The following is a 23,141-nucleotide window of genomic DNA, read 5'->3' as shown; positions in this document are numbered from 1 at the left end:
AGCATAAAATGTCAGGGATATACAGCGGAAACTATTTCGATTTCCAGTATTTACGTAAATCCAGTGTATTGGGATACTCCGGATTAATTAATTCAATAGGTGTATCCGCCTTCATTTCTTTCTTGGTTTCTGCAATGAAACGCGAAACCGTACCCGACGATTTTTCCATGATCTGCACTTCCTGCCGCGAAGAAGGCGTGTGTCCAAAACCTTGAAACAAGCTGATCTTACGCGATTCTGCCTCAAATGCATTTACAGGATGTGTGTCAAAAGCACGTCCGCCAGGATGCGAAACGAAGTAGGTACATCCGCCCAATATACGGTTATTCCAGGTATCCACAATATCAAAAACGAGCGGCGCATCGGCCCCGATCGTGGGGTGTAATGCCGACGGCGGGTTCCAGGCTTTGTACCGGATCCCGGATACATATTCTCCCTTGATACCCGAGCTACGCAGCGGCACGCGACAGCCGTTACATACCAGAATATGCCTTCCTTCCACAAATCCGCTCACTTTTACCTGCAATCGTTCCAGTGAAGAATCGACGAAACGCGCAGTGCCGGAATTGGACAATTCTTCCCCGAGCACGTGCCAGGGTTCAATGCCCAGCCGGAGATCGAGCTGGATATTGTCTACCGTAATACCACCGTAATGCGGAAAGCGGAACTCGAAAAATGGATCAAACCACGAAATATCAAAGTTATATCCGGCTTCTTTCAGGTCATTCACCACATCTACCATATCGAGATAGGCAAAATGCGGCAGCAGGAAGCGGTCGTGCAGCTCAGTACCCCAGCGGATCAGCTTATGTTTATACGGATTTTTCCAGAATTTGGCGATCAATGCGCGGATCAGCAGCGTTTGAACCAGGTTCATATGTTTGTGAGGCGGCATGTCGAATGCACGAAATTCGAGGATCCCCAATCTTCCCGTTGACGAGTCAGGGGAATAAAGCTTGTCCATACAAAACTCCGATCGGTGCGTATTGCCCGTTATATCCACCAGCAGGTTCCTGAAAATCCTGTCGACCATCCAGAAAGGCACTTCTTTGTCTTCCGGAATTTGATCAAATGCAATTTCAACTTCATACAATCTTTCATCTCTGCCTTCGTCAATGCGCGGCGCCTGGCTGGTGGGACCGATGAACGGACCTGCAAAAAGGTAACTCAATGCAGGGTGATGCTGCCAGTAGGTAAGTAAGCTGCGGAGCAAATCGGGCCGGCGCAGGATCGGGCTGTCGGCCGGCTTCGCGCCGCCGATCGTAACGTGGTTACCGCCGCCAGTTCCGGTGTGGCGACCATCGACCATGAACTTATCAGTACCTAATCTTGAAAAGAATGCCTCCTCATACAATGCACTGATATTATCAACCAGCTCCTGCCAGTTTTTCGCCGGATGTATATTCACTTCAATCACTCCCGGGTCGGGGGTAACGATCAGCTTTTGCACCCGGTAATCGGAAGGCGTAGGATAACCCTCAATGCGAACAGGCATTTTCAGTTTTTCCGCAGTCGCTTCGATAGAGGCGATCAGGTCCAGGTAATGTTCGAGATAGTCAGTAGGAGGTAAAAAAACATAGATAATCCCATCACGCTCCTCCACACAAATCGCAGTCGTCACAACAGGAACATCAAACAAAACTCCTGTATCTTCTTTGTCACCCTGAGCATTATCGAAGGGCCCTTCCCCAGGTTTTGTCACCCTGAGCGCACCGGGCCGCCGGGCGGTCGAAGGGCTTTCCTCCTTATTCACAGGCAACTCGTAAGCGGGCGCGACCGAACCGTAGCGGTTTTGCACAGCATATTTATAATCAGGCAATGCAGGCAGATCTTCAAAAGGGCTGCGTTCGACGGGCTGCTCCCGTTTTTCCTTCGCAACTTCCGGCAACGCTTTCAACGGGAGTCTGTAACCCATTGCAGAGTTCCCGGGGATCAGAAAGCAATTGTTCCTCCTGAACTGCCACACGGAACTCGTCCAGTGATCTCGTTTTTCATCCCATTTAACCGGCAATACAAATCCGGCAGGATTGTTCAGGCCTCTTTCCAGCACTTTCGCGAGCGTTCTTCTTTCAATAGAATCTTTGAGATTAACCTTCAAAGGATCCACATTGACCGGCAGCTTGCCTTCCTCCATTGCCCAGTAAATCGGGTCTTCGTAAGCAGGTGTGATATTGTTGGTATCAATGCCGAGGTATTTCGAAAGCTCGGTCGTAAAAGCCTCGGCTTCCCGGAAAGTAAATTTCGTCCCGTTTTCTTTGGCTACCAGCTCATCGTTGCGCCACATCGGCACGCCGTCGTTTCTCCAGTACAATGCATATTGCCAGCGCGGAAACTGCTCGCCCGGGTACCACTTACCCTGGCCAAAATGCAGCAGCCCGCCGTGAGCAAATCGTTTTTTTAATCTGAGTGAAAGATCGTAAGCCAGCTGGCGCTTCATGGGACCGTCGGCCGCCGTGTTCCATTCAGGTGATTCAAAATCGTCTATTGAAATGAATGTAGGCTCACCACCCATCGTGAGGCGGACATCATTTTCCTGCAAATCCTTTTCCACATCGTACCCTACCTGCATAACTGAGGCCCATTGCTCTTCGGTGTAGGGCTTGGTAACGCGCGGGTCTTCGTGAATCCTGTAAACTTTGTTGTCGAACTCAAAGGTAACCTGCGCAATGTCAGTTGCGCCGGACACCGGCGCCGCACTTGCGTAGTCAGGTGTGCAGCAAAGCGGAATGTGCCCCTCACTGGCAAACAGACCCGAAGTAGGATCCAGCCCGATCCATCCTGCACCCGGAACATAAGCTTCTGTCCAGGCATGCAAATCGGTAAAATCTGCCTCCGGGCCAGAAGGTCCGTCAAGCGACTTGATATCGGAAGTAAGCTGCACAAGGTAGCCGGACACAAAGCGCGCCGCTATACCCAAATGCCGCAATACCTGCACGAGCAGCCAGGCAGAATCCCGGCAGGAGCCGCTTTTGATGTTCAGCGTACTCTCGCAGGTTTGCACCCCGGCTTCCATGCGAATATTATAATGGATCGCCTTATAAAGTTCCTGGTTCAAATGCACCAGAAAATCGACTGTCTTGATATCCCTGTGAACCTTCGATTTTTCAACAAAATCCATCAGCATCGGCCCCGATTCTCTCGGTTCGAGGTACGGGCCAAGCTCCATTTTGAGCGTAGGATCGTATTGGAAGGGAAACATTTCTGCATATTCCTCTACGAAGAAGTCGAAAGGATTGATTACCTGCATTTTGGCAATCACTTCCACGTCAATGCTGAGTTCAGTCGTTTTTTCAGGAAAAACAACCCTCGCCTGGTAGTTTCCAAATGGATCCTGCTGCCAGTTGATGAAATGGTTTTCAGGGGTAATTTTTAACGAATAACCTTCAATAGGTGTGCGGGAATGCGGGGCTGGGCGCAGCCTGAAAATATGCGGGGAAAGTGAAACACTCCGGTCAAACTGATATTTGGTCTTGTGCGAAATTGCAACTTTTATAGCCATAGTTGGAGTATTACAATAAATCAAAGTAATTTGGTATTCAGGATTATACCTGATCCTAAAAAAGCGGTTTATAGTTGTTTTTCAAAATATATACCTGCATTAAATAATAAGTGCAAAATTTTATTTTTCATATTAAATGGAGGGGAATCGGGTATGCCTTTGCGGCCATCACAGGAGACAATGTTAGGAACGTGCAGACGGCTTAATTCATTCCAAAACAAATAAGCCCTAAATAGCCGGGCCAGGCTGATAATTCCTCCAAAAGTTGCGTAATTCGCCTTGATCCTAACCATTTATCTGTCATTAATTTCAAATGAAAATCGCGATTATCGGCTGCGGCAACATGGGAATGGCGTTTGCACGTGCCTTTCTCAAATTTGACCTTGTTAAAAAAGAAGACTTTTTACTGGTAGAGAAAAGCGTAGACAGGATGGAGAGCCTGACCAGTTTTCAGCCCGGCGTGATTACAGGCGTGATCGGGCCGCAAATCGGAGAATATGATCTGATTATACTCTCTGTAAAGCCGCAGGATTTTGCGTCGGTGGGCCAGAGCTTGCAGGAAGTAGTGAAGCCAAATCAGGTTGTATTGTCGATTATGGCCGGTATTACGATCCAGAGCATTCAAAATACATTACAACACAAAGCGGTGATCCGTGCGATGCCGAATACACCTGCGATGCTGGGAATGGGCATTACCGCCTACGCAGCTTCGCCGGAAGTAGATATACAGCAGTTAAGAAGAGTCGAAAACCTGATCAATGCGACAGGCAGATCGGTTTTCCTGGAAAATGAAGAACAGCTCAATGCGGTAACTGCATTAAGCGGCAGTGGGCCAGCTTATTTCTTTTATGTGGTCAAAGCGATGATCGAGGCGGGTAAGGAAATGGGTTTTGAAGAGTCAGTAGCTGCATTGCTGGTAAAACAAACCATGCTCGGCTCTTATCACCTGATCAACACCGCCGACAAATCGCTCGACGACCTGATCAAAGCAGTAGCTTCAAAAGGTGGCACGACAGAGGCGGCATTGCGGGAGTTTGAAGGCGGCGAACTGGACGATACTTTGAAAAAGGGCATTATTGCGGCGCAGGTACGGTCAACCGAACTATCGAAAGGCTAAACTGCTTTTTAAATTTTTACACACATTCAATCAACTATAATGGAAGCAAAATCAGACAAGCTGGCCACACTGGACATTGTCCTGGACGGGCTGATGCGGAGGTACAAAGAGCGTGTTCCCGATGTGGGCACTATCCTGAATGCGATGGTGAACACAGGTATTGTTAAAAATGCCGGCGAGATTGAAAACGACCACATTGCATTCCGGACCATGGGTGTACCCCAGCTCGGCGTGCAGTCTTTTGAAAAGATCTTCCTGCATTATGGTTATGAAAAGCGCGACCATTATTTTTTTGAAGGGAAAAAGCTTGATGCCTGGTGGTACAGTCCGCCACGCGAGACAGACCCGCGCATTTTTGTCAGCGAGCTGCGTGTAGGTGATCTTTCGGAAGAGGCGCAACGCATTATCCGCAGCTATACCGACGAAGTAACAAGCGACCCTGCCGATTCGCTGGATCTGGATAATGGTTTGGAGGTAGATGCATTTCTCCACAAGCCGCTCTGGCGCACGCCGACTGTAGCGGACTATCAGACTTTACTGAAAGAAAGTGAATATGCAGCCTGGGTGATTTACAACAGATATTACCTCAATCACTTCACGATCAGCGTACATAACCTGCCAGAAGGTTATAATACAGTTGCTGATTTCAATGTGTTTTTAGAAAAGAACGGGATTAAACTCAATACGTCGGGTGGAAAGGTAAAAGAAAGTCCTGACGGCGGTTTGCTGCAAAGCTCGACAGTAGCGGAAATGATCGACGCGGAATTTGCGAATGGCGAAAAGCTGCGGATTTCAGGTTCCTACGTCGAATTTGCTGAGCGGAAAGTATTGCCGGCATTTAAAGATATCCCCGCTGAACAAATTCAAAGAAAACACCGCAGGGACGGTTTCGAAGCAGGTAATGCAGACAAGATCTTTGAAAGTACTTATACTACGCAGACTGGGAAGTAAAAGCTTTCATATGATCAAAGAAATCAGAATGTTTTCCAGAATCGAAATCGGATAATCCTTCCCCGATCGCTGCTTTTGTTTTATCGTCAAGACCTTCCCAGAAATCTTCTTGCGATTTGGCCTCGCGAGAAAGTAGAATAAGATACGCCTGCAAAACTGCGGTATTGTCGATACCATCTATCAATGCATGCAGGCTGGATTTAAGATCGTTTTTTGACTCATACTTTACCAGTTTAGCGTTAATTAAATTAAGACGCCTTCAAACCTGCGTGACTAAAACAAATCAAAAAAGTCTACACTGAAACACCGTCAAACCAGTTGCGACAGGTCGAACAGTACATCAGGATCGAAGTCGAGTGGAGCCGGAATTGGCTTTCCATCATAATCCAGCATTTCAGTCACATTCTCCCAATAGATTGTCCTTCCGTCAGACTTGGCTTTGCTGAATGTTTCAGGTTGTAAGATTTTAAAGAAAACAGTATCCTCTTTCTGAAAGTACTCCGCAAGAAAAACGCCAAAATCAATCATACGCATTTGGTTATCCGACCACAGAGCCGTAATAACGAAAGGTTTGACTGAAATAATTTTTTTAACTCTGGGATTCATTATTGCAGCGGTCTAATTTTCCTGAATCGAGCATCGTCTTTCTGAGATTCGAAATAGTTAAGATACAACTCTTCACGATAAAGTTCAACCCAAGCCTGAACGAGACGAGTTTGTTTACGAGGAAAATCTCCTGCTATTACATTACCTGTCTCAATCGAGAACTGCGCTTCCTGCCCGGCATACTCCGCATGAAAATGCGGCGGCAGGTGGTCTTTGAAATACATGAAAATTACAATTCCGAAAAAACGGGAGATCTCTGGCATAAGTTCAGGGGATAGTGTGTTAAAACAACTCCCCAAAAATAACCTTTATTCCGCAACCAGGAAATGCACGATACGGCAGGCGGTACCAGCGCTTTCTTTGTTCTTTTCAGAAGATATTGTCAGTTTCAACGTGTGTTTGCCGGAAGATAACTCGTCGTCTAGCATGAGGTACCAGGGTAAATGCAGCTGCGTACTCCACCTTGTAAACAAATCAATCGTTTTCGGCTTCTTGCCGTCGATAGAATAGGAAATAATTCCCGCATCCGGACCCGAAATGATCGCGATCCCAACTCCCCGACCTTTAAACGAAAGCTCGAATGAAGCATTTGCAGTTTCGCCAACAAGCATTGGTACATTCACAAAACCTTCGCGGGTAGACAGTTTTGTTGCCGGCTTCCAGCTTGGATCCAATGCAAACCCTTTAAGGTTTTTAGCTTCTTCGATGGAATGATAACCTGCCTTTTCGTAGGAGAATTTATCAATTGCATTTGGGAATTGGGTCGTTGCTTCTGCGGCGCCGAAATCCTTCTTTAACAGCTCCTTTATAGTCTGAAAATAGATCTCCTGTCCAAATGGGGACGGATGTAAATCCTTGAAATCGTACTCCCAGGAAAACTCTCCCGCTTTAATCCGGTCGTAAACTTCTTTGGCAAGATTGATATATGAAGCGCCATAATATTTGGCAATGCGCTGATGCACGGCCACCTCCTTAGGCTCCTTCCCTTTCTCATAGTCGGCGTTTTTCATTGGTTCCGCGAAAGCCATTAACACGACATTTGCTTTGGGATTTGCAGTATGCATTTGTCTGACAATCCCTTCCAGCGCACGAACCTGCGCTTTTTCACTAAATCCATTTCCACGATCATTGACAGCCGATTCAAGGAACAGCAGATCGGGGGTACCTTTGGCTAAAACATCGCGGCTGAACCGGAATGCGTGCGGGGTACTTCCCAGTGACGGGATACCTGCCGTAATAAATGTAAATTCAGTGTCGGGAAAACGTTCCTGCAGATATTGCGAGGTCTTGTTCCGCCAGCCGGGGTTGTGCGTAATCGAGCCGCCTAGAAACGCGACGGTACCTTTTTTAGTTGTCTTAAATTTTTCAAACGCATTTCCCAATCCCGCATTAACCTCCATGTAAGGTTCATGCGAAAGCGGCTTTGTTACCGGAACACTATTTTGCTCGATGAAATTGGCGAAAAATTCGGGGTGCTCGATTGGGAAATGGTGCCCTTCCAGGGTCTGCTCACCGCGTGTCATCGGGTAAACGACACTAGGACCGCCGAGTTGCTGGTAATTTTTGATAAGCAAATCGCTGTTTTCGGAAGGAGGAACCAGCTTGTCGTTTAAACCAATCACATGAACTACCGGTACTTTGTAGGCCGCTAATCCGGCAAGATCATTTAATGGGATATCAGTGAATTTGGCTGCTTCTTCCTCATTCTTTTCAAAGAGTTTGAGCCACTCAGCCCAATCCTTTTCCGAACCGGCACCTTTTCCTTTACCTCCCGGCCAGCTTCTGGGATCACATACCGGTGCCTCGGCGTATATGCAGCTTACCTTGTCGGGGTTCCTTTTTGCCCAACCATACACATACAAGCCTCCGCGGCTAACTCCCTCCAATGCTACTTTGGGAGCAAACTGCTTTTCTTTGACCAGGTAATCGTAAAAAGCATCCCACACCTGCATCGCTTTGGGATGAGCAAAGAGATCGTTGGTATTTACATAAGCAATGTGAAACCCGCGCGACAGCAGGATACTATCCATTTCGGTATGCCAGGTGGGGAAATGTGCCCGCCAAACCCACGGTTTGCCCGGTATTTCCTTAATCGGCTTTACATACCAGGCTTCGCGGTTCTCAAATGTGATTGTTACCTTTTCAAATCCTTTCCAGGAAGTGCTTTTCTCGGCTTGTTGTGCGACGATAATGTGCGTCGCAAGCGTCAAAACACCTATAAAGAGCCACTTTGCATATTTTTTTACCATAACCGATAAAGTTGAGATCGCGCGGAATTTACCGCATTCGCCGGCTCCATGGTATGATATTTGAGTGTACTGTTTCTAAAAACAAGCTAAGAACTTATGGATAAGATCGAAAAGTTTAAATCCATGGAGAAGATTCTCCGTGAAATTGAAGATTTGAAAAACAGTGAAACTGCCGTTATTAAAAAGATCGGACAGATTGAAACAGAGAATATGAACCTGAACATTCAGGACCTTGATAAATCACTGAACGAGATTTATGACGGTGCTTACAAAAACCTTGAAAATGTGGAAACACTCCATAATTCTTTCACGGAAACCGTTTCGAATTTCAAAGAGAAAAACAACATTACTGATGAGATGTTAATGGAAATCAGAGAGTAATCTCATACTTCCTTTAAGACAAAAAAAGCTGCATTGAGCAGCTTTTTTTGTCTTAAAGCGTATTTCGTTAAAGTCCGGCATCGTCGGAAGCGCCTTTTGCCAGAGCTACCCAATCCAGTTTAGACCGGTCTTTCGCCAATGCGGATACAAAACGGTTTTTGACCAGATCAGCGAGCGGCATGGGTGCATTTACCTTGGCCGAAGCCTGTAACGTAAGGTTAATATCTTTCAAGCCAAGTGGAAGACTGAACAGTACCGGCTCGTAGGTATGCTGTGCCACCATCTTACCATAATTTTGAAAAATCGGTGCGGCAAACAAGGTGGATGTGAGCATTTCATAGATGTTCTGGCGCGGAATGCCGCTTTTTTCAGCCAGTGTAAATGCTTCTGCCATCATTTCAAGGCTTGCAGCAATCATGAAGTTTCCGCAAAGCTTGATCACGTTAGCGGCGCCCGGATCATCCCCGAAGTCGAAAACACCTTTTACAAAGTTTTGCACCAAAGGTTTCACCCGCTCCCGCGCCGAAGCTTCTCCCGAGATTACAATATTGCCCATTCCTGAACGTACCGCATCAGGACGCGCGAAAATCGGTGCCGCTACGTAGCTTACACCGTGCCTTTTGTGTGTCTCGGCCAGTTTCCGCGAACAATCGGGTGAGATCGTACTCATCGAAACATGCAGTGCACCTTCGCCCAACTTTGCCAGCAGCTCCTCAGAAAATGTCGTTTCCACCGCATTGTCATCTGCAAGTACAGAAAATACAATTCCGCCGGGAAGAATCGCTTCTACCGGGCTATCTGCCACTTTCGCTCCCGATTTGGCGAGTGGCTCTGCTTTCGAGCTGGTTCGGTTCCAGACTGTCAGCTCAAAACCCGAATCCATCAATCTTTCTGCTATTGGTGCTCCCAGGTTACCAAGACCAAGAAATGCAATTTGTTCAGCCATAATACAATTGAAATGTGGATATGAATACTTAATGAATGCGATTTAAACCTGCATAATTCCAACATTGAAGGGTTTTTCGATCGGCGCCTGGTCGGCGGCCTGTATCCCTGCTGAAATGATTGTCCTCGTCTGCACAGGATCTATAATTCCGTCAACCCAAAGCCGCGCGGCAGCATAGTAGGGAGACAGCTCCTCGTTGTAGCGATCGGTGATTTCCCGAAGCAATTTCTCTTCCTGCTCAGGTGTGATCACTTCTCCTTTTGCTTTTAATGTGGCTGTTTGCACCTGTAACAATGTTTTGGCCGCAGTAGCGCCACTCATAACGGCTATTTGTGCTGTTGGCCACGCAAAAATCAGTCGGGGATCATAAGCCTTTCCACACATTGCATAATTTCCCGCGCCATAAGAGTTACCGATAATGAAGGTAAACTTCGGCACTACTGAATTGGCTACCGCATTTACCATTTTGGCCCCGTCTTTGATGATACCACCCTGCTCAGCCCGGCTGCCTACCATGAATCCGGTTACGTCGTGGAAGAAGATCAGCGGGATTTTTTTCTGGTTGCAGTTCATGATAAACCGCGCCGCCTTGTCGGCAGACTCTCCGTAGATGACGCCGCCCATTTGCATTTCACCCTTTCCTGACTTCACCATTCTCCGCTGATTGGCCACTATCCCCACTGCCCAGCCGTCGACCCGGGCGTAAGCGCAGATCAATGTCTTGCCGTAATCCGGTTTGTATTCGTCCAGCTCGGAGCCGTCCACGATACATTCCAGAATAGGAAGTACATCGTACGGTTTCAGCCTGTCGACAGGAAGCAGGTTGTATATTTCTTCGGGGTTGCGTTCGGGAACTATTGCAGGCTTCCGGTCAAATCCGGCCGAGAGTGGCCTTCCGATCTTATCAATATGCCGCCGGATTGCGTCCAGGCACGATTTATCGTCTGGAAATTTGTTGTCAGTTACTCCGGAGATCTCGCAATGCATGGCTGCACCGCCAAGTACTTCGGCATCTACATCTTCCCCAATGGATGATTTTACAAGATAGGGCCCTGCCAGAAAAACAGACCCGGTACCCTCCACAATAAAGGCTTCGTCGGACATAATCGGCAGGTACGCGCCGCCTGCGACACAGCTTCCCATAATCGCCGAGAGCTGTACAATTCCCATTGCAGACATTTGGGCATTGTTCCTGAAAATCCGGCCGAAATGCTCTTTATCAGCAAATACCTCTGCCTGCATAGGAAGATAAACGCCGGCGCTATCTACCAGATAAATCACAGGTAAGCGGTTTTCCATCGCAATTTCCTGTGCACGCAGGTTTTTCTTGGCTGCAATCGGGAACCATGCGCCTGCTTTGACAGTCGCGTCGTTGGCTACGATCATGCATTGCTTTCCTGAGACTATCCCAATCCCTGTCACCACGCCGCCCGAGGGGCAGCCGCCTTCTTCGGCGTACATATTATCTGCTACGAATGCGCCAATCTCCACGAATTGTGATCCCGGATCAGTAAGATAATCAATCCTTTCGCGGGCAGTGAGCTTTCCTTTTTTATGCTGCGCTTCGATCTTCTTGATTCCGCCGCCCAGTTTTACCTGATCATATTTCTGATGGAGTATTTGCAGCAGTTGCGGGAGACTTTCCTGTGTAGTCATAAGGCAGATCAAGTGTGGATTGTTTCACAAAATAAAAAGTCGTTTACCCGCAAGCAAACGACTTTCACACTTATTGAGAAATACTTTTCTATTTGATCACCGTCGCGGTATCCAGCGGCGATTCAGACGGGCCTTTGTCTTTTTTGCCAAAAACCGAAATGTTGATATATCGTTTCGGATGTTCTCTCAGGTTGGTCAGCAACTTGTTAAGGCTCACGATCGTCCTGTCGATATTTGTGTAAAGTGTTTCGTCCTTGATCAGCTTACCCGCGGTACCTTTTCCGGATTCCACACTTGCGAGCAGGTTATGCAGCTCGCCGATCGTGCGGTTTGCATTGCGGACTGTTTCTCCAAGCTGCAATGCATTCAGGGAATCGGCCAACGTGCCCGTTTTGGTCAGAAGCGGCTTGATCTCCTTTTCAGTTTCTACCAGGGAAGTTGAAAGCTTATTGAGATTGGAAGTAAGTGCGAGCAGATTGGTGCGGTTTTCAGTTAACAATCCCTGCAGGCTGCTGCCTGTCTGATTGTAGTTTTTAAGTACCTGATTTAAGATAAGTCCCGTTTCTTCAAAACCCGCCACTACCTGGTTCAGGTTTTTGATCAGCGAGTCGGCGTGGGTTACAAGCGGCAATGCCTGTTGCTGCAAAACGGTTGTAATACCTGCCTCCTTTTTGGCCAGAAGCGTGTCCCCATCCTGCATTGGAGCTCCGGTACCAGCTGACAAATGGATTACTTTCCCACCAAGCAAACCGCCGTCCGCGAGAATGGCAGCACTTCCACCCGGGACGTCAATGCCTTTTTGAATATCCAGTGAAACCAGCAGTTGATTTTGACGGTCCTGCAACAACCTGATCTCCCGCACCCGACCAATATTCAGTCCATTGAGGAGCACCGGGTTAGAGGCCGTGAGGCCATCGATATTGTCATAAATCACATAATACTGCTTGGTTCTTGAGAAAACGTCGGAACCTTTGAGGATATGGAAGCCGAAATACAGCATCACCATTGCGGCAATTGCCATTATTCCAACTTTTGCTTCTCTTGATAATTTCATGGACTAAATAATTTCCTGCATCAATCAGCGGGCAGGTATGGGCAGTACTAAGTTTAAATCGGTTGCTTAAAGGTCAAACATCAAATTATCAAAAATTGTTTTGACAATTCAAAACATCGGCGAGCCGGTTACTTAACGGTCCATATCTTTTTTATACGCCATAAATGCCTGGTGGATCGACTCGGCTACTTCCTCTTGTCCGTCCTTCGAGCTGAGGTAATCCTCTTCATCGGGTGAGGACAAAAAGCCTGTTTCGATCAGCACACTGGGCATAGCGCAGCGCCACAAAACAAGAAATCCGGCCTGCTTAACTCCCCGGCTTTCGCGGTCAGATACAGACTGGAATTTTTTCTCGATCAGGTCGGCAAGCCGCAAGCTGCTGGAAATGAACGCACTCTGGTAGTTGGCCAGCATAATATGGGCTAGCGGAGAGTTAGGGTCAAAACCCTTGTATTTCTGTTTGTAGTTGGTTTCCTGCAAAATTACCGAGTTCTCCCTCTTCGCTACTTCGAGGTTACCTTCTGTTTTGTGCAAACCCATTACGAAGGTTTCGGTACCATGGACTGTTTTGGACCGTGGGGTTGCATTGCAGTGAATGGAGATAAAAAGATCGGCGTTGTTGCGGTTGGCAAATGCAGAACGTTCGCCCAATTCGATAAAAACGTCAGTGGACCTGGTGTAGAGTACTTTCACATCCGGCGTTGCATCCTTGATCTTCCGGCCCAGTTCCAGCGCGACGCTCAATGCAACATCTTTCTCCTTCGTGTTACGTCCTCTTGTTCCCGGGTCTTTTCCTCCGTGACCCGCATCAATCACCACTGTATTTACTCTACTTGATTTGGAAGCCGCAGGTTCCTGTTGAAATACGAAAGCAAGACTTGCCAGCAGGAAACTTGTAGCAATTACTGATTTAAGAACTTTTAACATTATTTTTTAATTGGGGCGTTACTCGTTCGAGGTTTCTCTGCTAATTTTGAAAATCGTTATGCAAAAATACTCTATTTGTTAAAACTGAAAAGAAAGGCGATTATTATATCGTCAGTGGTTGCGGCGTTTCTCCTGTTCAGCACTTTAGCCTGTGTGCAGCAACGCTCCAAGGGGTCCGGGAAAAAACAGAGTAAGCAGAATGTTTCATCTTCTGAAAAGCAATCAACCGATCCTCTTCTTACCGATAAACAAAAAGCCGGTACTGACTCTTCAGGTACCGGTAAGCCTCGTACGTCCCAGCTAGTTACGGCCGCAGATTCTTTGCGCGTCAATCTTGCCGACTCCACGCAGGCCGACTCTGTTGCTGCCGATACTATTTCAAATCCTGACGATTTACAAAACACCGTTGAATACAGCGCGGTAGATTCCACCATTATGGATGCGGTCCTCAAACAGGTGCATTTGTATGGAAGCGCGGAGGTAAATTACGGGACGATCAACCTGAAAGCCAATTACATCCGGCTCAACTGGGTTACCAATGAAGTATATGCAATAGGCACCTACGATTCCACGGCCAAGAAAATGGCAGGCGAGCCTATCTTTCAGGATGGGCCCGAGACTTACAATACAAAGGAGATCAGGTACAACTTCAAATCACAGAAAGCGCTGATCCAGGGGATTGTGACGCAGGAAGGTGACGGTAATATCCGCGGGGAAAAGGTTAAAAAGGACGCTGAGGGTAACTTTTACATTCGTCACTCCATTTACACCACCTGTAACCTCACCCACCCGCATTACTTTATCAATGCGCCGAAAATCAAGATGGTAAACAAAAAGCAGGTGATATCAGGGCCATTCAACCTGGTCATCAGCGACGTTCCATTGCCCATTGCGCTGCCTTTTGGTTTTTTCCCGTTTCCAAAGAAAAAAGAAAGTGGTACAAGCGGGATCATTGTCCCTACTTACGGCGAAGAGCCGAACGGGCGCGGATTTTACCTTCGTGAAGGCGGCTACTATTTTGCAATCAATGAATATGTAAATGCAATTGTGACCGGGCAGATCTATTCTTCCGGAAGCTGGGGGCTGGGCGTAGCTTCCACATACATCAAACGCTACCAGTACAGCGGTAACTTTTCATTTAGGTTTAATAAAAATAAGCCAAGTGATGAAATAGACAGACTTCTTGGTCGGGGCGTAACAAACGATTTCAGTGTGGTATGGTCGCATTCTCCCAAGCCGAGAGGGAATTCGCAATTCTCTGCGAATGTGAATGTGAGTAGTAACAGCTATAACCAATTACAGGCGTTTGATACAGAAAGATATACATCCAATGTGGCGAGCTCATCGGTACAGTATAACCGTACTTTCGGGCAGTATGCGAGAGCGGCGGCCAGCTTGCGTGTGAATCAAAACTTCGGTCAGATCAACCCTCAGACACAAAGACGCGAGAACGGAAAGACGAACGTTTCCACCGATTTCAGCTTTGGCATCAACCAAATTGCCCCGTTTGCATTAAAAGGTGGGCGTGGTCGCTGGTACGAAAGCTTCCGCCTGGGTCTGGATTTCAGCGGAAACTACGCGTTGACGAACTCGCTGACTGCAATTGATACTTCTTCCGCCCGGCTTGGTTTTCAGATCTCCAATACGGTTGACACCACCCGCGTAGGTGTAACGAAGGTGGTACCATTCAATCTGAGTACATTACCAGATATGTTGAAAGATGCGCAGTTTACAGGCCGGTACAGCCTGCCTATTTCGCTGCCCAACTTCAAGGTATTGCGTTTTGTGAACGTAACACCGAGCCTTTCGCTGCAAGGTGAAGTTTTCACAAAACAATATGCCTATTCGGTCGATACGCTAACAAACAAGGTGCGCATAGATACACTGAAGCAGGCTGGCACTGAGTATTCTTATAATTTCGGGGCGGGTATTAACACCCGTTTCTACGGCACATTCTTTATCCGGGGGCGGCGCCTGGAAGCGATCCGGCACACAGTTATACCTTCGCTTTCATTCACTTATACGCCAGACTTCACTGGTGACGCTTTTGGTTTTTATCAAAAAATCAATGTGCGGGACAGAGAGGGGGAGATAAAAGAATATTCACTTTCGAGGTTCAGGGGAATCGGGCAGAACATCGGTAACGGGCGCGCCAGCAGCGTCGTTTCATTCAGCTTGAACAACTCTTTTGAGATGAAACTCAAGTCAAAGAGTGACACGGCTGCGCAACAGTTTGAGAAGGTGTCCTTACTCGACAATTTAAGTTTGGGTGGAAGCTATAACCTCCTGGCCGATTCATTGAACCTGTCCAATATTACAGTCAATGCCAATGCAAGGATCGGGCGTAATCTGAACCTGAACTTTAATATGAACCTCGATCCCTACGCGTACGAGGCCAATCCGAACATTCTGACCAATCAGGTTGGATATAAGGTGAATAAATACGCGATTACGCAGGGGCAAGGTTTGGCCAATCTTCAAAACCTCGGATTTACATTGGGTACCAGCTTCGCGCCGAAAGGTTCTGACAAAACCAAAAAGCCCGTAGTAAATGGCCCCACTACCGATCCTGCTAGTACCGCCACAGAAGAGCAGCGCGAGTTCATCGCTCAAAATCCGGAGCTATACGTGGATTTTAATGTACCCTGGACGCTTTCTCTTAACTATAACTTTGGTCTGACTAAGCCGGGCTTATCGCGGGCAACGCTAATCCAGGCGGTACAAGCGACGGGCGACCTGAGCTTGTCCAAGAACTTCAAGGTCAGCGTGAGCAGTGGTTTTGACTTTGTCGCATTCTCCCCCACTATTACACAACTTACGCTTTACAGGGATTTGCATTGCTGGGATATGAGTTTCAGCTGGACCCCCTTTGCCGGTAGCGCGGCGCGTATGAGCAATTACAGCTTCACATTGAAAGTGAAATCAGCTATTCTGCAGGATTTGAAAGTGACCCGCCGCCGCTCATTCTACGACAGATCAGCTTACTAATTGGCAATTTGGCTTCCCTTTGAAGTTTGCATTGGGCACAAAAAAGGGCCGCCTGAAAGGCAGCCCTCGAAAAGATCTTCTGGCCTGATTACTTGGAAGAAGGTTTAGCTGCCGATTTCGGAACAACTTCACCATTCAGGTATAAAGTAATTGAACCACCTTCTGTGTTACTGAAAACAGTAACAGGCTTATTGAAAGGACCAGCTGCTGCTGCATTAAAGGTAGCTTTTACAGATCCTGTTTTTCCTGGTAGTACCGGCTCTTTTGACCAAACCGGAGTAGTACATCCGCAAGACACAGTCACATTGGATAGAACCACCGGATCACTGCCCGTGTTTGTAAAGACGAACTCGTGAGTAACTGGTGTTCCCTGAGGTACTTTACCAAACTTGTGCGTTTCCTCTTTGAATTTCAAAACACCTTTCTGAGCAAAACTAACGGTACTTAGGCCTACCAATAGAACCAGCGCTGAAAAAAATACTTTCATAACTTTGACTATACATTAAGTGGTGAAAAACTATTTAGCAAACAAGATTAATGTTTAAAAATTAAATTTAATAATCGTTAACCAATATTAACAGAAGGCATTGATTGATCGTGCCTGAGGCGATTATTATTTTGACACATAATTTTGGCTTGCATTCAAAAAAACGTAATTTAACTACGGATTCATACCCGAAAATTTTGCTTATGCTTCAAAATGATAGTTTGACTGGTGCCGGTATTTTAAGTAAAGAAAACATTATCAGTGACTACCGTCTTGCATGTGAGAGTCGCCAGGTAAGTTTGCTGGGCAGAAAGGATACTATGGGCGGGCGGTCTAAATTTGGCATTTTCGGAGACGGTAAAGAGGTAGCCCAGATTGCGCTCGCGCGCACTTTCAGGCCAGGAGATTTCAGGTCCGGCTATTACAGGGACCAGACGATCGAAGCAGCAGTAGGTAACCTGACCTGGCAGCAATTTTTTGCGCAAATGTACGCGCACGCAGACCTCGAACACGAACCTAATACAGGTGGAAGGTCGATGAACGGCCACTTTTCAACACGCTGGCTGGATGAAAACGGGCAGTGGCTCGACCAGACAAAGCTCTACAATTCTGTTTGTGATATTTCTTCCACGGCCGGACAAATGCCTCGCGCTGTGGGCCTTGCTTACGCTTCCAAATTATTTAAATCGAATAAACAGCTGCATAACCTGACCAGGTTCTCACGGCAGGGAAATGAAATCGCGTACGCAACTATTGGCGATGCTTCTACTTCTCAGGGCATGTTCTGGGAAGCCATGAATGCGGCCGGAGTACTGCAAGTTCCATTGCTCACTTCTGTGTGGGATGATGGTTACGGAATTTCTGTACCCATTGAATATCAGACTACAAAAGGCAGTATTTCCAAAGCACTTGCAGGTTTACAGCGGAATGAAGATGAGCCAGGAATCGAAATCCTGACCGTAAATGGCTGGGATTACCCAGCTTTGATTGAAACCTACGAGAAAGCCGCGAATATCTGCCGGACCGAGCACGTGCCGGTTTTGGTACATGTTACTGAACTGACCCAGCCACAAGGCCACTCTACTTCTGGCTCTCACGAGCGGTATAAGTCCAAGCAAAGGCTGCATTGGGAAAATGAACGCGACTGCAACCTGCGTTTTCGCGATTGGATCCTCAAAAACGGCTATGCAACGGATGAAGAACTGGAGCAGATTGAAGCCGAGGCAAAAGAGACAGCTTCTCAGTCACGGAATAAAGCGTGGCAGGCTTACCGGAAAGACCTTGACAAAGAATACCTGGAAACCATTCAGCTGATCCAGAATGCGGGACGCGAGAGCCGGTTTACTACGGAGCTCAGCAATGTGGTCAACGAGCTGTCGCGCACTTACCTGCCTGTGCGCCGGGATATGATCGCCAGCGTCCGAAAAGTGCTCCGGATCATCGGAAAAGAAGATAATCCTTTTAAAACGGCGCTGAAAGATTCCCTGAAAAACAGCATTCAGGAAAACCAGGCGCGGTTCAATACGCACCTTTACAGTGAAACTTCGGAATCTCCTTTACATGTACAACCGGTAGCACCGGCGTTTACAGAAGACAGTCCGGTGGTGGACGGGCGCGAGGTGATACGTACCTTTTTCAATGCAACTTTCGAGAAAAATGAAAAGGTAGTTGCACTGGGAGAAGATATCGGGATGATCGGTGACGTGAATCAGGGATTTGCAGGCTTACAGGAAAAATTCGGCGCGTTACGTATAACAGACACAGGTATCCGCGAAACGACGATCATCGGCCAGGGAATAGGAATGGCGATGCGCGGCTTGCGGCCGATTGTTGAAATCCAGTATTTTGACTACATCTACTACGCACTCGCTACATTAACCGACGACCTCGCTTCATTGCGTTATCGCACGGCCGGCGGGCAGAAAGCCCCGTTGATTATCAGAACCCGGGGGCACCGGCTGGAAGGAATCTGGCATTCGGGTTCGCCTATGGGCACGATGCTCAGCAGCTTGCGAGGTTTGCACGTGATTGTACCGAGGAATTTTGTACAGGCAGCTGGTTTTTACAATACATTATTGCGTGGTGATGATCCGGGATTAATCGTAGAACCACTTAATTCTTATCGTCAGAAAGAAATTTTACCAGATAACATCGGTGAAATCTGCATTCCGCTGGGACAACCCGAAATTTTAAAGGAAGGAAAGGATATTACAATTGTGACCTACGGCTCAATGTGTCGTATAGTAATGGAGGCCGCTTCTCAATTGCAAAGTGCAGGCATTGAAGTTGAAGTAATCGACGTGCAGACACTTTTACCATTTGATATTAACAGCAGCATTGTAGAATCCATTAAAAAAACGAACAGGGTGATCTTCGCTGATGAAGATTTGCCAGGTAGCGCGTCAGGTTACATGATGCAGCAGGTTTTGGAAAAACAGAACGCTTACCGCTGGCTGGATTCAGCGCCGGTGACGATTTCTGCTAAAGACCACCGCCCGCCTTACGGGTCAGACGGCGACTATTTTTCCAAACCTAATATGGACGATATATTTGAAACTGTTTATCAAATCATGCGCGAAGCAGAGCCCGAGATTTATCCGGAACTGTTTTAGCGTTTGATTGCATGTATCAAAAATCAGGAAAAAGAATTTTAGATATCACAATTGCGGCGACAGGGATTTTCCTCCTGTGGCCGCTTTTTGTTTGGGTACTGCTTATTGTTTGCATTGATTCACGAGGTAAGCCACTTTTCTTACAGCAAAGACCAGGACTGAATGGAGTGCTTTTTACAATAATCAAATTCCGTACAATGCGTGACGGCACTCCCACCCGCATTGGTCGCGTACTTAGAAAAACTTCCATTGACGAAATCCCGCAGCTCTGGAATGTGCTCCGCGGCGAAATGAGTATCGTCGGCCCCCGGCCGCTACTTGCTAGCTATCTCCCGCTGTATAATGCATTTCAAAACCGGCGGCATTCTGTTTTGCCGGGTATAACCGGGCTCGCGCAGGTAAATGGGCGCAACGCAATCAGCTGGCAGGAGAAGTTCGAATACGATGTCTGGTACACTGAAAATGTTTCCCTCAGGCTGGACGTGCAAATTCTTCGGCAGACATTTTCAAAGATGCTTGATCGGAAGCAGGTGGATTTAGCGGAAAGTTCTGTGGAAGAATTTATAGGAAACTAAGATGCTGCTATATGGAGCCGGCGGCCACGCCAAGGTTGTGTTTCAAATGCTTCTGGAGGCAGGAGTGGAAGTTGAAGCTGTTTTTGACGATCAGTTTTCATCTATCTTCCATCATCACCCTGTCGGACAGTACGACCCAAAAATCTTTGCCGGAAAGCCGCTTCTTATTACGATCGGTGATAATCAGGCAAGGCGGATTGTAGCACAGAAGGTACAGCATCCATTTGGAAAGTTGATTCATCAAACCGCATGGATAGGCGCTGATGCAAACCTAGGCGCAGGCTCGATGGTCTTCCACCTTGCTGTTATTCAGGCGGAAACGCAAGTTGGGGACCACGTTATCGTAAATACCGGCGCTATCATAGAGCACGAATGCCAGCTTGGAAACTTCGTGCATGTCGCGCCACGAGCTACGCTTTGCGGGAATGTGCGGGTCGGAGAAAATACGTTGCTGGGAGCAGGCTGCATTGTTTTACCAAATATCACTATCGGCGCAAACTGCATTGTAGGTGCGGGATGCGTCGTCACGAAAGACATTCCTGATGATACAACCGTTGTCGGAAACCCTGCACGGAAACTTACATTTTAAACACACACATGAAATACAAAATCTGGCTGTCGCCTCCGCACATGGGAGGCGCCGAACTCAGGTACATTCAGGTAGCTTTCGAGAGCAACTGGATTGCGCCCGTTGGCCCGCACCTGGACCAGTTTGAATCGCAGCTCTGTGCTTATACAGGCAGTACGAATGCGGTCGCGCTTTCTTCGGGCACAGCTGCAATCCATCTGTCACTCGCGGTTGCTGGTGTGCAAAAAGGAGATATCGTACTTTGCCAGTCACTCACTTTTGCAGCCTCGGCCAATCCGATTCTTTATCTCGGCGCGACGCCGGTCTTTATCGATAGCGAGCCACAAACCTGGAACATTTGTCCTGATGTGCTTGAAACCGCCATCAAGAGCGGTTTAAATACGCATAAAAAGCCCAAAGCACTGGTTTGCGTACATCTTTATGGAATGCCTTGCCAATTGAAAGAAGTAGCAGATCTATGTGACAGGTATGGGATTGTTTTGATTGAAGATGCGGCAGAAGCAATGGGTTCTACCTACCAGCAAAAGCATTTGGGTTCATTCGGGCAAATGGGAGTTGCTTCTTTTAACGGCAATAAAATCATCACGACTTCTGCAGGAGGGGCATTGTTTACAGACAATGCAGATCAAGCGCAAAAGGTAAGGTTTCTGGCAAGTCAGGCCAAAGACCCGGCGCCCTATTTTCAGCATTCGGAGTTAGGATATAATTACAGGATGAGCAATGTGTGCGCCGCAATCGGGCTTGGTCAGTTGAAAGTACTGGATGAGCGTGTCGCAGGGCGGCGCAGGAATTTTGAATGCTACTTAAATGCGCTTCAAACAATTCCGGGTATCTCATTTCAGAAAGAAGCAGACGCAATGTTTTCAAACCGTTGGCTTTCCACTTTCCTGTTTAACCCTGAAAAGTCAAAGCTGAATCCAGATCGGATCAGGTTACATTTGGCTGGAAATGGCATTGAAGCAAGACAAGTCTGGAAACCGATGCATCTGCAGCCCCTGTACAAAGACGCGCAATATTTCGGAGGCAATGTGGCAGAGGGTATTTTCACAAACGGGATTTGCTTCCCCTCCGGTTCGAATTTGACAGAATACGAAATTCGCGAGATATGTGACGGCGTTACCAAGCTTGCCGGAATGTAAAAGAGCTGCTGGAGATTTCCGGCAGCTCTTTTGAAAACTTCCACTTAAACTACCTCGATGCTTTAGATTTAAATGGAGCCCGGGTAGTTAAACGCCTTGAATAATGCACCATTGCATTTACCTAGATCCTAATTACGCCCAAAAGATAGCCAGACATAAGCATGTTAATTTGAATTTAATATGAAAATAAGAAAGTTGTGCTTGATACTACTGTGGCTCCTGTCTGATAGTTATAAGCTGACGCCGAAATTGGAACACTCAGGTTCTTAATGTCACCCTGGACATTGTCGAAAATTGTTACATCTATACTTGCAACTCCACTTTCAACATACTGGCCGCTTACTGGATTGTATTGAAGATTACAAACACCACATGGTGCATAGAAAGCTTCGAAACTCCAAGAAGCTTCATATTTTTGAGGAACACGTAAAGCTAATCCGCCAAATGCTTGGCGATGATAGAAGCTAGCAAGCAAGTCTATTGACTGTCGCTTTATAATAAAAAATGGATTAGTTGGATTTGGAACTTCATAATACCTTCCAACTAATCTGGTATGCATAAAATTAGAATTGCTCGAGCCAGGTTCTACGCCATAAATCTCATTTCCATCTTGACTCAGTTCCCATGGCGCAACTCTGGCATTTGTACTTTGTAATGGAGTCATTTCTACAACTGGTTTCGAAAGTACCTTACCTGACCTAGTTGTACTAATTAAATCTTTTAAACATTCCTGGGTATACCCATCGATAAACGCAACTTCTTTCGCTGAAAATAAGTAAGCTGCACTTCCAATGATAACTAGACCGTCCCGATTGGTTAACTTAGCTATATTTACATTTACGCTGTTAACATCATAAGTGCTGTCCTTAGTATTAAAGATAATCGAAGAGGAGCCAACAATTTCGCTAGTTCTTTCATCAAGACTCACCAATTTTTTATATTCAGAATACCTGGAGGAGAAGTTGACTTCCTCTTCCCACATCTGAAATTCATCAGTTTTCAGCATTCCAACACTATCAGCAATCCTAAAAAAATCATTTAGATCGTCAAACATTAGTATGCCGTCAACATTTTTGATTTGATGTGCAGTTCCACTTTTTAACGAATCTTGGAATTCATTTTCAACCAACGTCTGATCACAAGAAAATAATAGCAAAGAAGCAGCAGCTAACAGAAAAATCTTTTTCATTGTAGAAGTGTTTAAGTGAATTGTTCTAGTTTGTCCTACAAATATATACATTCAATTAATTCTACAAAAATGCAAAGCAACTTATATTACTACTGGTTACATTTTGTCATTTAGTTCACGGGATATATAGGAGTTTGTTCATTTACTAAGCAAAATTTCAAGATACTTCAACTAGC

18 protein-coding genes are annotated in these 23,141 nt (G+C 46.7%); 8 read left to right on the top strand and 10 right to left on the bottom strand.

Annotated elements, in window-relative coordinates; genetic code table 11:
• Positions 1 to 31: 31 nt before the first annotated feature.
• Positions 32 to 3,499, bottom strand: a complete 3,468-nt coding sequence (locus AC1XTG_RS14515; RefSeq protein WP_484842470.1) for a transglutaminase family protein — start codon at positions 3,497 to 3,499, stop codon at positions 32 to 34.
• 313 nt (positions 3,500 to 3,812) lie between these two features.
• Between AC1XTG_RS14515 and proC the strand changes: the two genes are divergently transcribed.
• Both proC and AC1XTG_RS14505 read left to right on the top strand, forming a co-directional pair.
• Positions 3,813 to 4,616: a pyrroline-5-carboxylate reductase gene (proC, locus tag AC1XTG_RS14510; RefSeq protein WP_056291064.1), complete on the top strand. Its 804-nt coding sequence runs from the start codon at positions 3,813 to 3,815 to the stop codon at positions 4,614 to 4,616.
• A 39-nt stretch (positions 4,617 to 4,655) separates the two neighbouring features.
• Positions 4,656 to 5,567: a 2-oxoadipate dioxygenase/decarboxylase family protein gene (locus tag AC1XTG_RS14505; RefSeq protein ID WP_484842469.1), complete on the top strand. Its 912-nt coding sequence runs from the start codon at positions 4,656 to 4,658 to the stop codon at positions 5,565 to 5,567.
• Between the two features lie 309 nt (positions 5,568 to 5,876).
• On the opposite strand, the gene AC1XTG_RS14500 is transcribed toward AC1XTG_RS14505, so the two are convergent.
• The 3 genes from AC1XTG_RS14500 to AC1XTG_RS14490 all read right to left on the bottom strand — a co-directional run bounded on the left by AC1XTG_RS14500 (position 5,877) and on the right by AC1XTG_RS14490 (position 8,422).
• Positions 5,877 to 6,101 carry a hypothetical protein gene (locus AC1XTG_RS14500; protein WP_484842468.1) on the bottom strand — a complete coding sequence of 75 codons (225 nt, stop codon included), beginning with the start codon at positions 6,099 to 6,101 and terminating at the stop codon, positions 5,877 to 5,879.
• A 71-nt stretch (positions 6,102 to 6,172) separates the two neighbouring features.
• Positions 6,173 to 6,436: a DUF4160 domain-containing protein gene (locus AC1XTG_RS14495; RefSeq protein WP_056291057.1), complete on the bottom strand. Its 264-nt coding sequence runs from the start codon at positions 6,434 to 6,436 to the stop codon at positions 6,173 to 6,175.
• Between the two features lie 45 nt (positions 6,437 to 6,481).
• Positions 6,482 to 8,422 carry an SGNH/GDSL hydrolase family protein gene (locus AC1XTG_RS14490; RefSeq protein ID WP_484842467.1) on the bottom strand — a complete coding sequence of 647 codons (1,941 nt, stop codon included), beginning with the start codon at positions 8,420 to 8,422 and terminating at the stop codon, positions 6,482 to 6,484.
• A gap of 96 nt (positions 8,423 to 8,518) precedes the next feature.
• On the opposite strand from AC1XTG_RS14490, the gene AC1XTG_RS14485 reads away from it, so the two are divergent.
• Positions 8,519 to 8,803, top strand: a complete 285-nt coding sequence (locus AC1XTG_RS14485; protein ID WP_484842466.1) for a hypothetical protein — start codon at positions 8,519 to 8,521, stop codon at positions 8,801 to 8,803.
• Between the two features lie 67 nt (positions 8,804 to 8,870).
• On the opposite strand, the gene AC1XTG_RS14480 is transcribed toward AC1XTG_RS14485, so the two are convergent.
• The 4 genes from AC1XTG_RS14480 to AC1XTG_RS14465 form a co-directional block, all read right to left on the bottom strand.
• On the bottom strand, positions 8,871 to 9,749 hold the full coding sequence (locus AC1XTG_RS14480) for an NAD(P)-dependent oxidoreductase (RefSeq protein ID WP_484842465.1): 879 nt from the start codon (positions 9,747 to 9,749) through the stop codon (positions 8,871 to 8,873).
• 42 nt (positions 9,750 to 9,791) lie between these two features.
• Positions 9,792 to 11,405: an acyl-CoA carboxylase subunit beta gene (locus AC1XTG_RS14475; protein ID WP_484842464.1), complete on the bottom strand. Its 1,614-nt coding sequence runs from the start codon at positions 11,403 to 11,405 to the stop codon at positions 9,792 to 9,794.
• Between the two features lie 88 nt (positions 11,406 to 11,493).
• On the bottom strand, positions 11,494 to 12,459 hold the full coding sequence (locus AC1XTG_RS14470) for an MlaD family protein (RefSeq protein WP_056291049.1): 966 nt from the start codon (positions 12,457 to 12,459) through the stop codon (positions 11,494 to 11,496).
• Between the two features lie 132 nt (positions 12,460 to 12,591).
• On the bottom strand, positions 12,592 to 13,386 hold the full coding sequence (locus AC1XTG_RS14465) for an N-acetylmuramoyl-L-alanine amidase family protein (protein ID WP_484842463.1): 795 nt from the start codon (positions 13,384 to 13,386) through the stop codon (positions 12,592 to 12,594).
• A gap of 75 nt (positions 13,387 to 13,461) precedes the next feature.
• On the opposite strand from AC1XTG_RS14465, the gene AC1XTG_RS14460 reads away from it, so the two are divergent.
• Positions 13,462 to 16,374 (top strand): putative LPS assembly protein LptD, encoded by a 2,913-nt coding sequence (locus AC1XTG_RS14460; protein WP_484842462.1) that lies wholly within the window; start codon positions 13,462 to 13,464, stop codon positions 16,372 to 16,374.
• A gap of 88 nt (positions 16,375 to 16,462) precedes the next feature.
• On the opposite strand, the gene AC1XTG_RS14455 is transcribed toward AC1XTG_RS14460, so the two are convergent.
• Positions 16,463 to 16,861 (bottom strand): DUF1573 domain-containing protein, encoded by a 399-nt coding sequence (locus AC1XTG_RS14455; protein WP_031528390.1) that lies wholly within the window; start codon positions 16,859 to 16,861, stop codon positions 16,463 to 16,465.
• A gap of 203 nt (positions 16,862 to 17,064) precedes the next feature.
• Between AC1XTG_RS14455 and AC1XTG_RS14450 the strand changes: the two genes are divergently transcribed.
• Genes AC1XTG_RS14450 through AC1XTG_RS14435 form a run of 4 tightly spaced genes read left to right on the top strand, consistent with a single transcriptional unit; the run spans position 17,065 to position 21,776 of the window.
• Positions 17,065 to 19,473, top strand: a complete 2,409-nt coding sequence (locus tag AC1XTG_RS14450) for an alpha-ketoacid dehydrogenase subunit alpha/beta (protein WP_484842461.1) — start codon at positions 17,065 to 17,067, stop codon at positions 19,471 to 19,473.
• 11 nt (positions 19,474 to 19,484) lie between these two features.
• Positions 19,485 to 20,048, top strand: a complete 564-nt coding sequence (locus AC1XTG_RS14445; protein ID WP_484842460.1) for a sugar transferase — start codon at positions 19,485 to 19,487, stop codon at positions 20,046 to 20,048.
• A 1-nt stretch (position 20,049) separates the two neighbouring features.
• On the top strand, positions 20,050 to 20,637 hold the full coding sequence (locus AC1XTG_RS14440) for an acetyltransferase (protein WP_484842459.1): 588 nt from the start codon (positions 20,050 to 20,052) through the stop codon (positions 20,635 to 20,637).
• Positions 20,638 to 20,645: 8 nt separating this feature from the next.
• Positions 20,646 to 21,776, top strand: a complete 1,131-nt coding sequence (locus AC1XTG_RS14435; protein WP_484842458.1) for an aminotransferase class I/II-fold pyridoxal phosphate-dependent enzyme — start codon at positions 20,646 to 20,648, stop codon at positions 21,774 to 21,776.
• 175 nt (positions 21,777 to 21,951) lie between these two features.
• Here AC1XTG_RS14435 and AC1XTG_RS14430 read toward each other — a convergent pair whose 3' ends face one another.
• Positions 21,952 to 22,965: a hypothetical protein gene (locus tag AC1XTG_RS14430; RefSeq protein WP_484842457.1), complete on the bottom strand. Its 1,014-nt coding sequence runs from the start codon at positions 22,963 to 22,965 to the stop codon at positions 21,952 to 21,954.
• Positions 22,966 to 23,141 lie beyond the last annotated feature (176 nt).

The organism is Dyadobacter sp. HNCC25DJ183 (assembly GCF_056895175.1).
Note: the sequence above shows the minus strand (reverse complement) of the source record. Positions and strands in the feature narration are given on the sequence as shown.

Coding starts and splice junctions, on each gene's coding strand:
- AC1XTG_RS14515 (WP_484842470.1), bottom strand. CDS start 3,499: ATGGCTATAAAAGTTGCAATTTCGCACAAGACCAAATATCAGTTTGAC.
- proC (WP_056291064.1), top strand. CDS start 3,813: ATGAAAATCGCGATTATCGGCTGCGGCAACATGGGAATGGCGTTTGCA.
- AC1XTG_RS14505 (WP_484842469.1), top strand. CDS start 4,656: ATGGAAGCAAAATCAGACAAGCTGGCCACACTGGACATTGTCCTGGAC.
- AC1XTG_RS14500 (WP_484842468.1), bottom strand. CDS start 6,101: ATGCGTATGATTGATTTTGGCGTTTTTCTTGCGGAGTACTTTCAGAAA.
- AC1XTG_RS14495 (WP_056291057.1), bottom strand. CDS start 6,436: ATGCCAGAGATCTCCCGTTTTTTCGGAATTGTAATTTTCATGTATTTC.
- AC1XTG_RS14490 (WP_484842467.1), bottom strand. CDS start 8,422: ATGGTAAAAAAATATGCAAAGTGGCTCTTTATAGGTGTTTTGACGCTT.
- AC1XTG_RS14485 (WP_484842466.1), top strand. CDS start 8,519: ATGGATAAGATCGAAAAGTTTAAATCCATGGAGAAGATTCTCCGTGAA.
- AC1XTG_RS14480 (WP_484842465.1), bottom strand. CDS start 9,749: ATGGCTGAACAAATTGCATTTCTTGGTCTTGGTAACCTGGGAGCACCA.
- AC1XTG_RS14475 (WP_484842464.1), bottom strand. CDS start 11,405: ATGACTACACAGGAAAGTCTCCCGCAACTGCTGCAAATACTCCATCAG.
- AC1XTG_RS14470 (WP_056291049.1), bottom strand. CDS start 12,459: ATGAAATTATCAAGAGAAGCAAAAGTTGGAATAATGGCAATTGCCGCA.
- AC1XTG_RS14465 (WP_484842463.1), bottom strand. CDS start 13,386: ATGTTAAAAGTTCTTAAATCAGTAATTGCTACAAGTTTCCTGCTGGCA.
- AC1XTG_RS14455 (WP_031528390.1), bottom strand. CDS start 16,861: ATGAAAGTATTTTTTTCAGCGCTGGTTCTATTGGTAGGCCTAAGTACC.
- AC1XTG_RS14450 (WP_484842461.1), top strand. CDS start 17,065: ATGCTTCAAAATGATAGTTTGACTGGTGCCGGTATTTTAAGTAAAGAA.
- AC1XTG_RS14445 (WP_484842460.1), top strand. CDS start 19,485: ATGTATCAAAAATCAGGAAAAAGAATTTTAGATATCACAATTGCGGCG.
- AC1XTG_RS14440 (WP_484842459.1), top strand. CDS start 20,050: ATGCTGCTATATGGAGCCGGCGGCCACGCCAAGGTTGTGTTTCAAATG.
- AC1XTG_RS14435 (WP_484842458.1), top strand. CDS start 20,646: ATGAAATACAAAATCTGGCTGTCGCCTCCGCACATGGGAGGCGCCGAA.
- AC1XTG_RS14430 (WP_484842457.1), bottom strand. CDS start 22,965: ATGAAAAAGATTTTTCTGTTAGCTGCTGCTTCTTTGCTATTATTTTCT.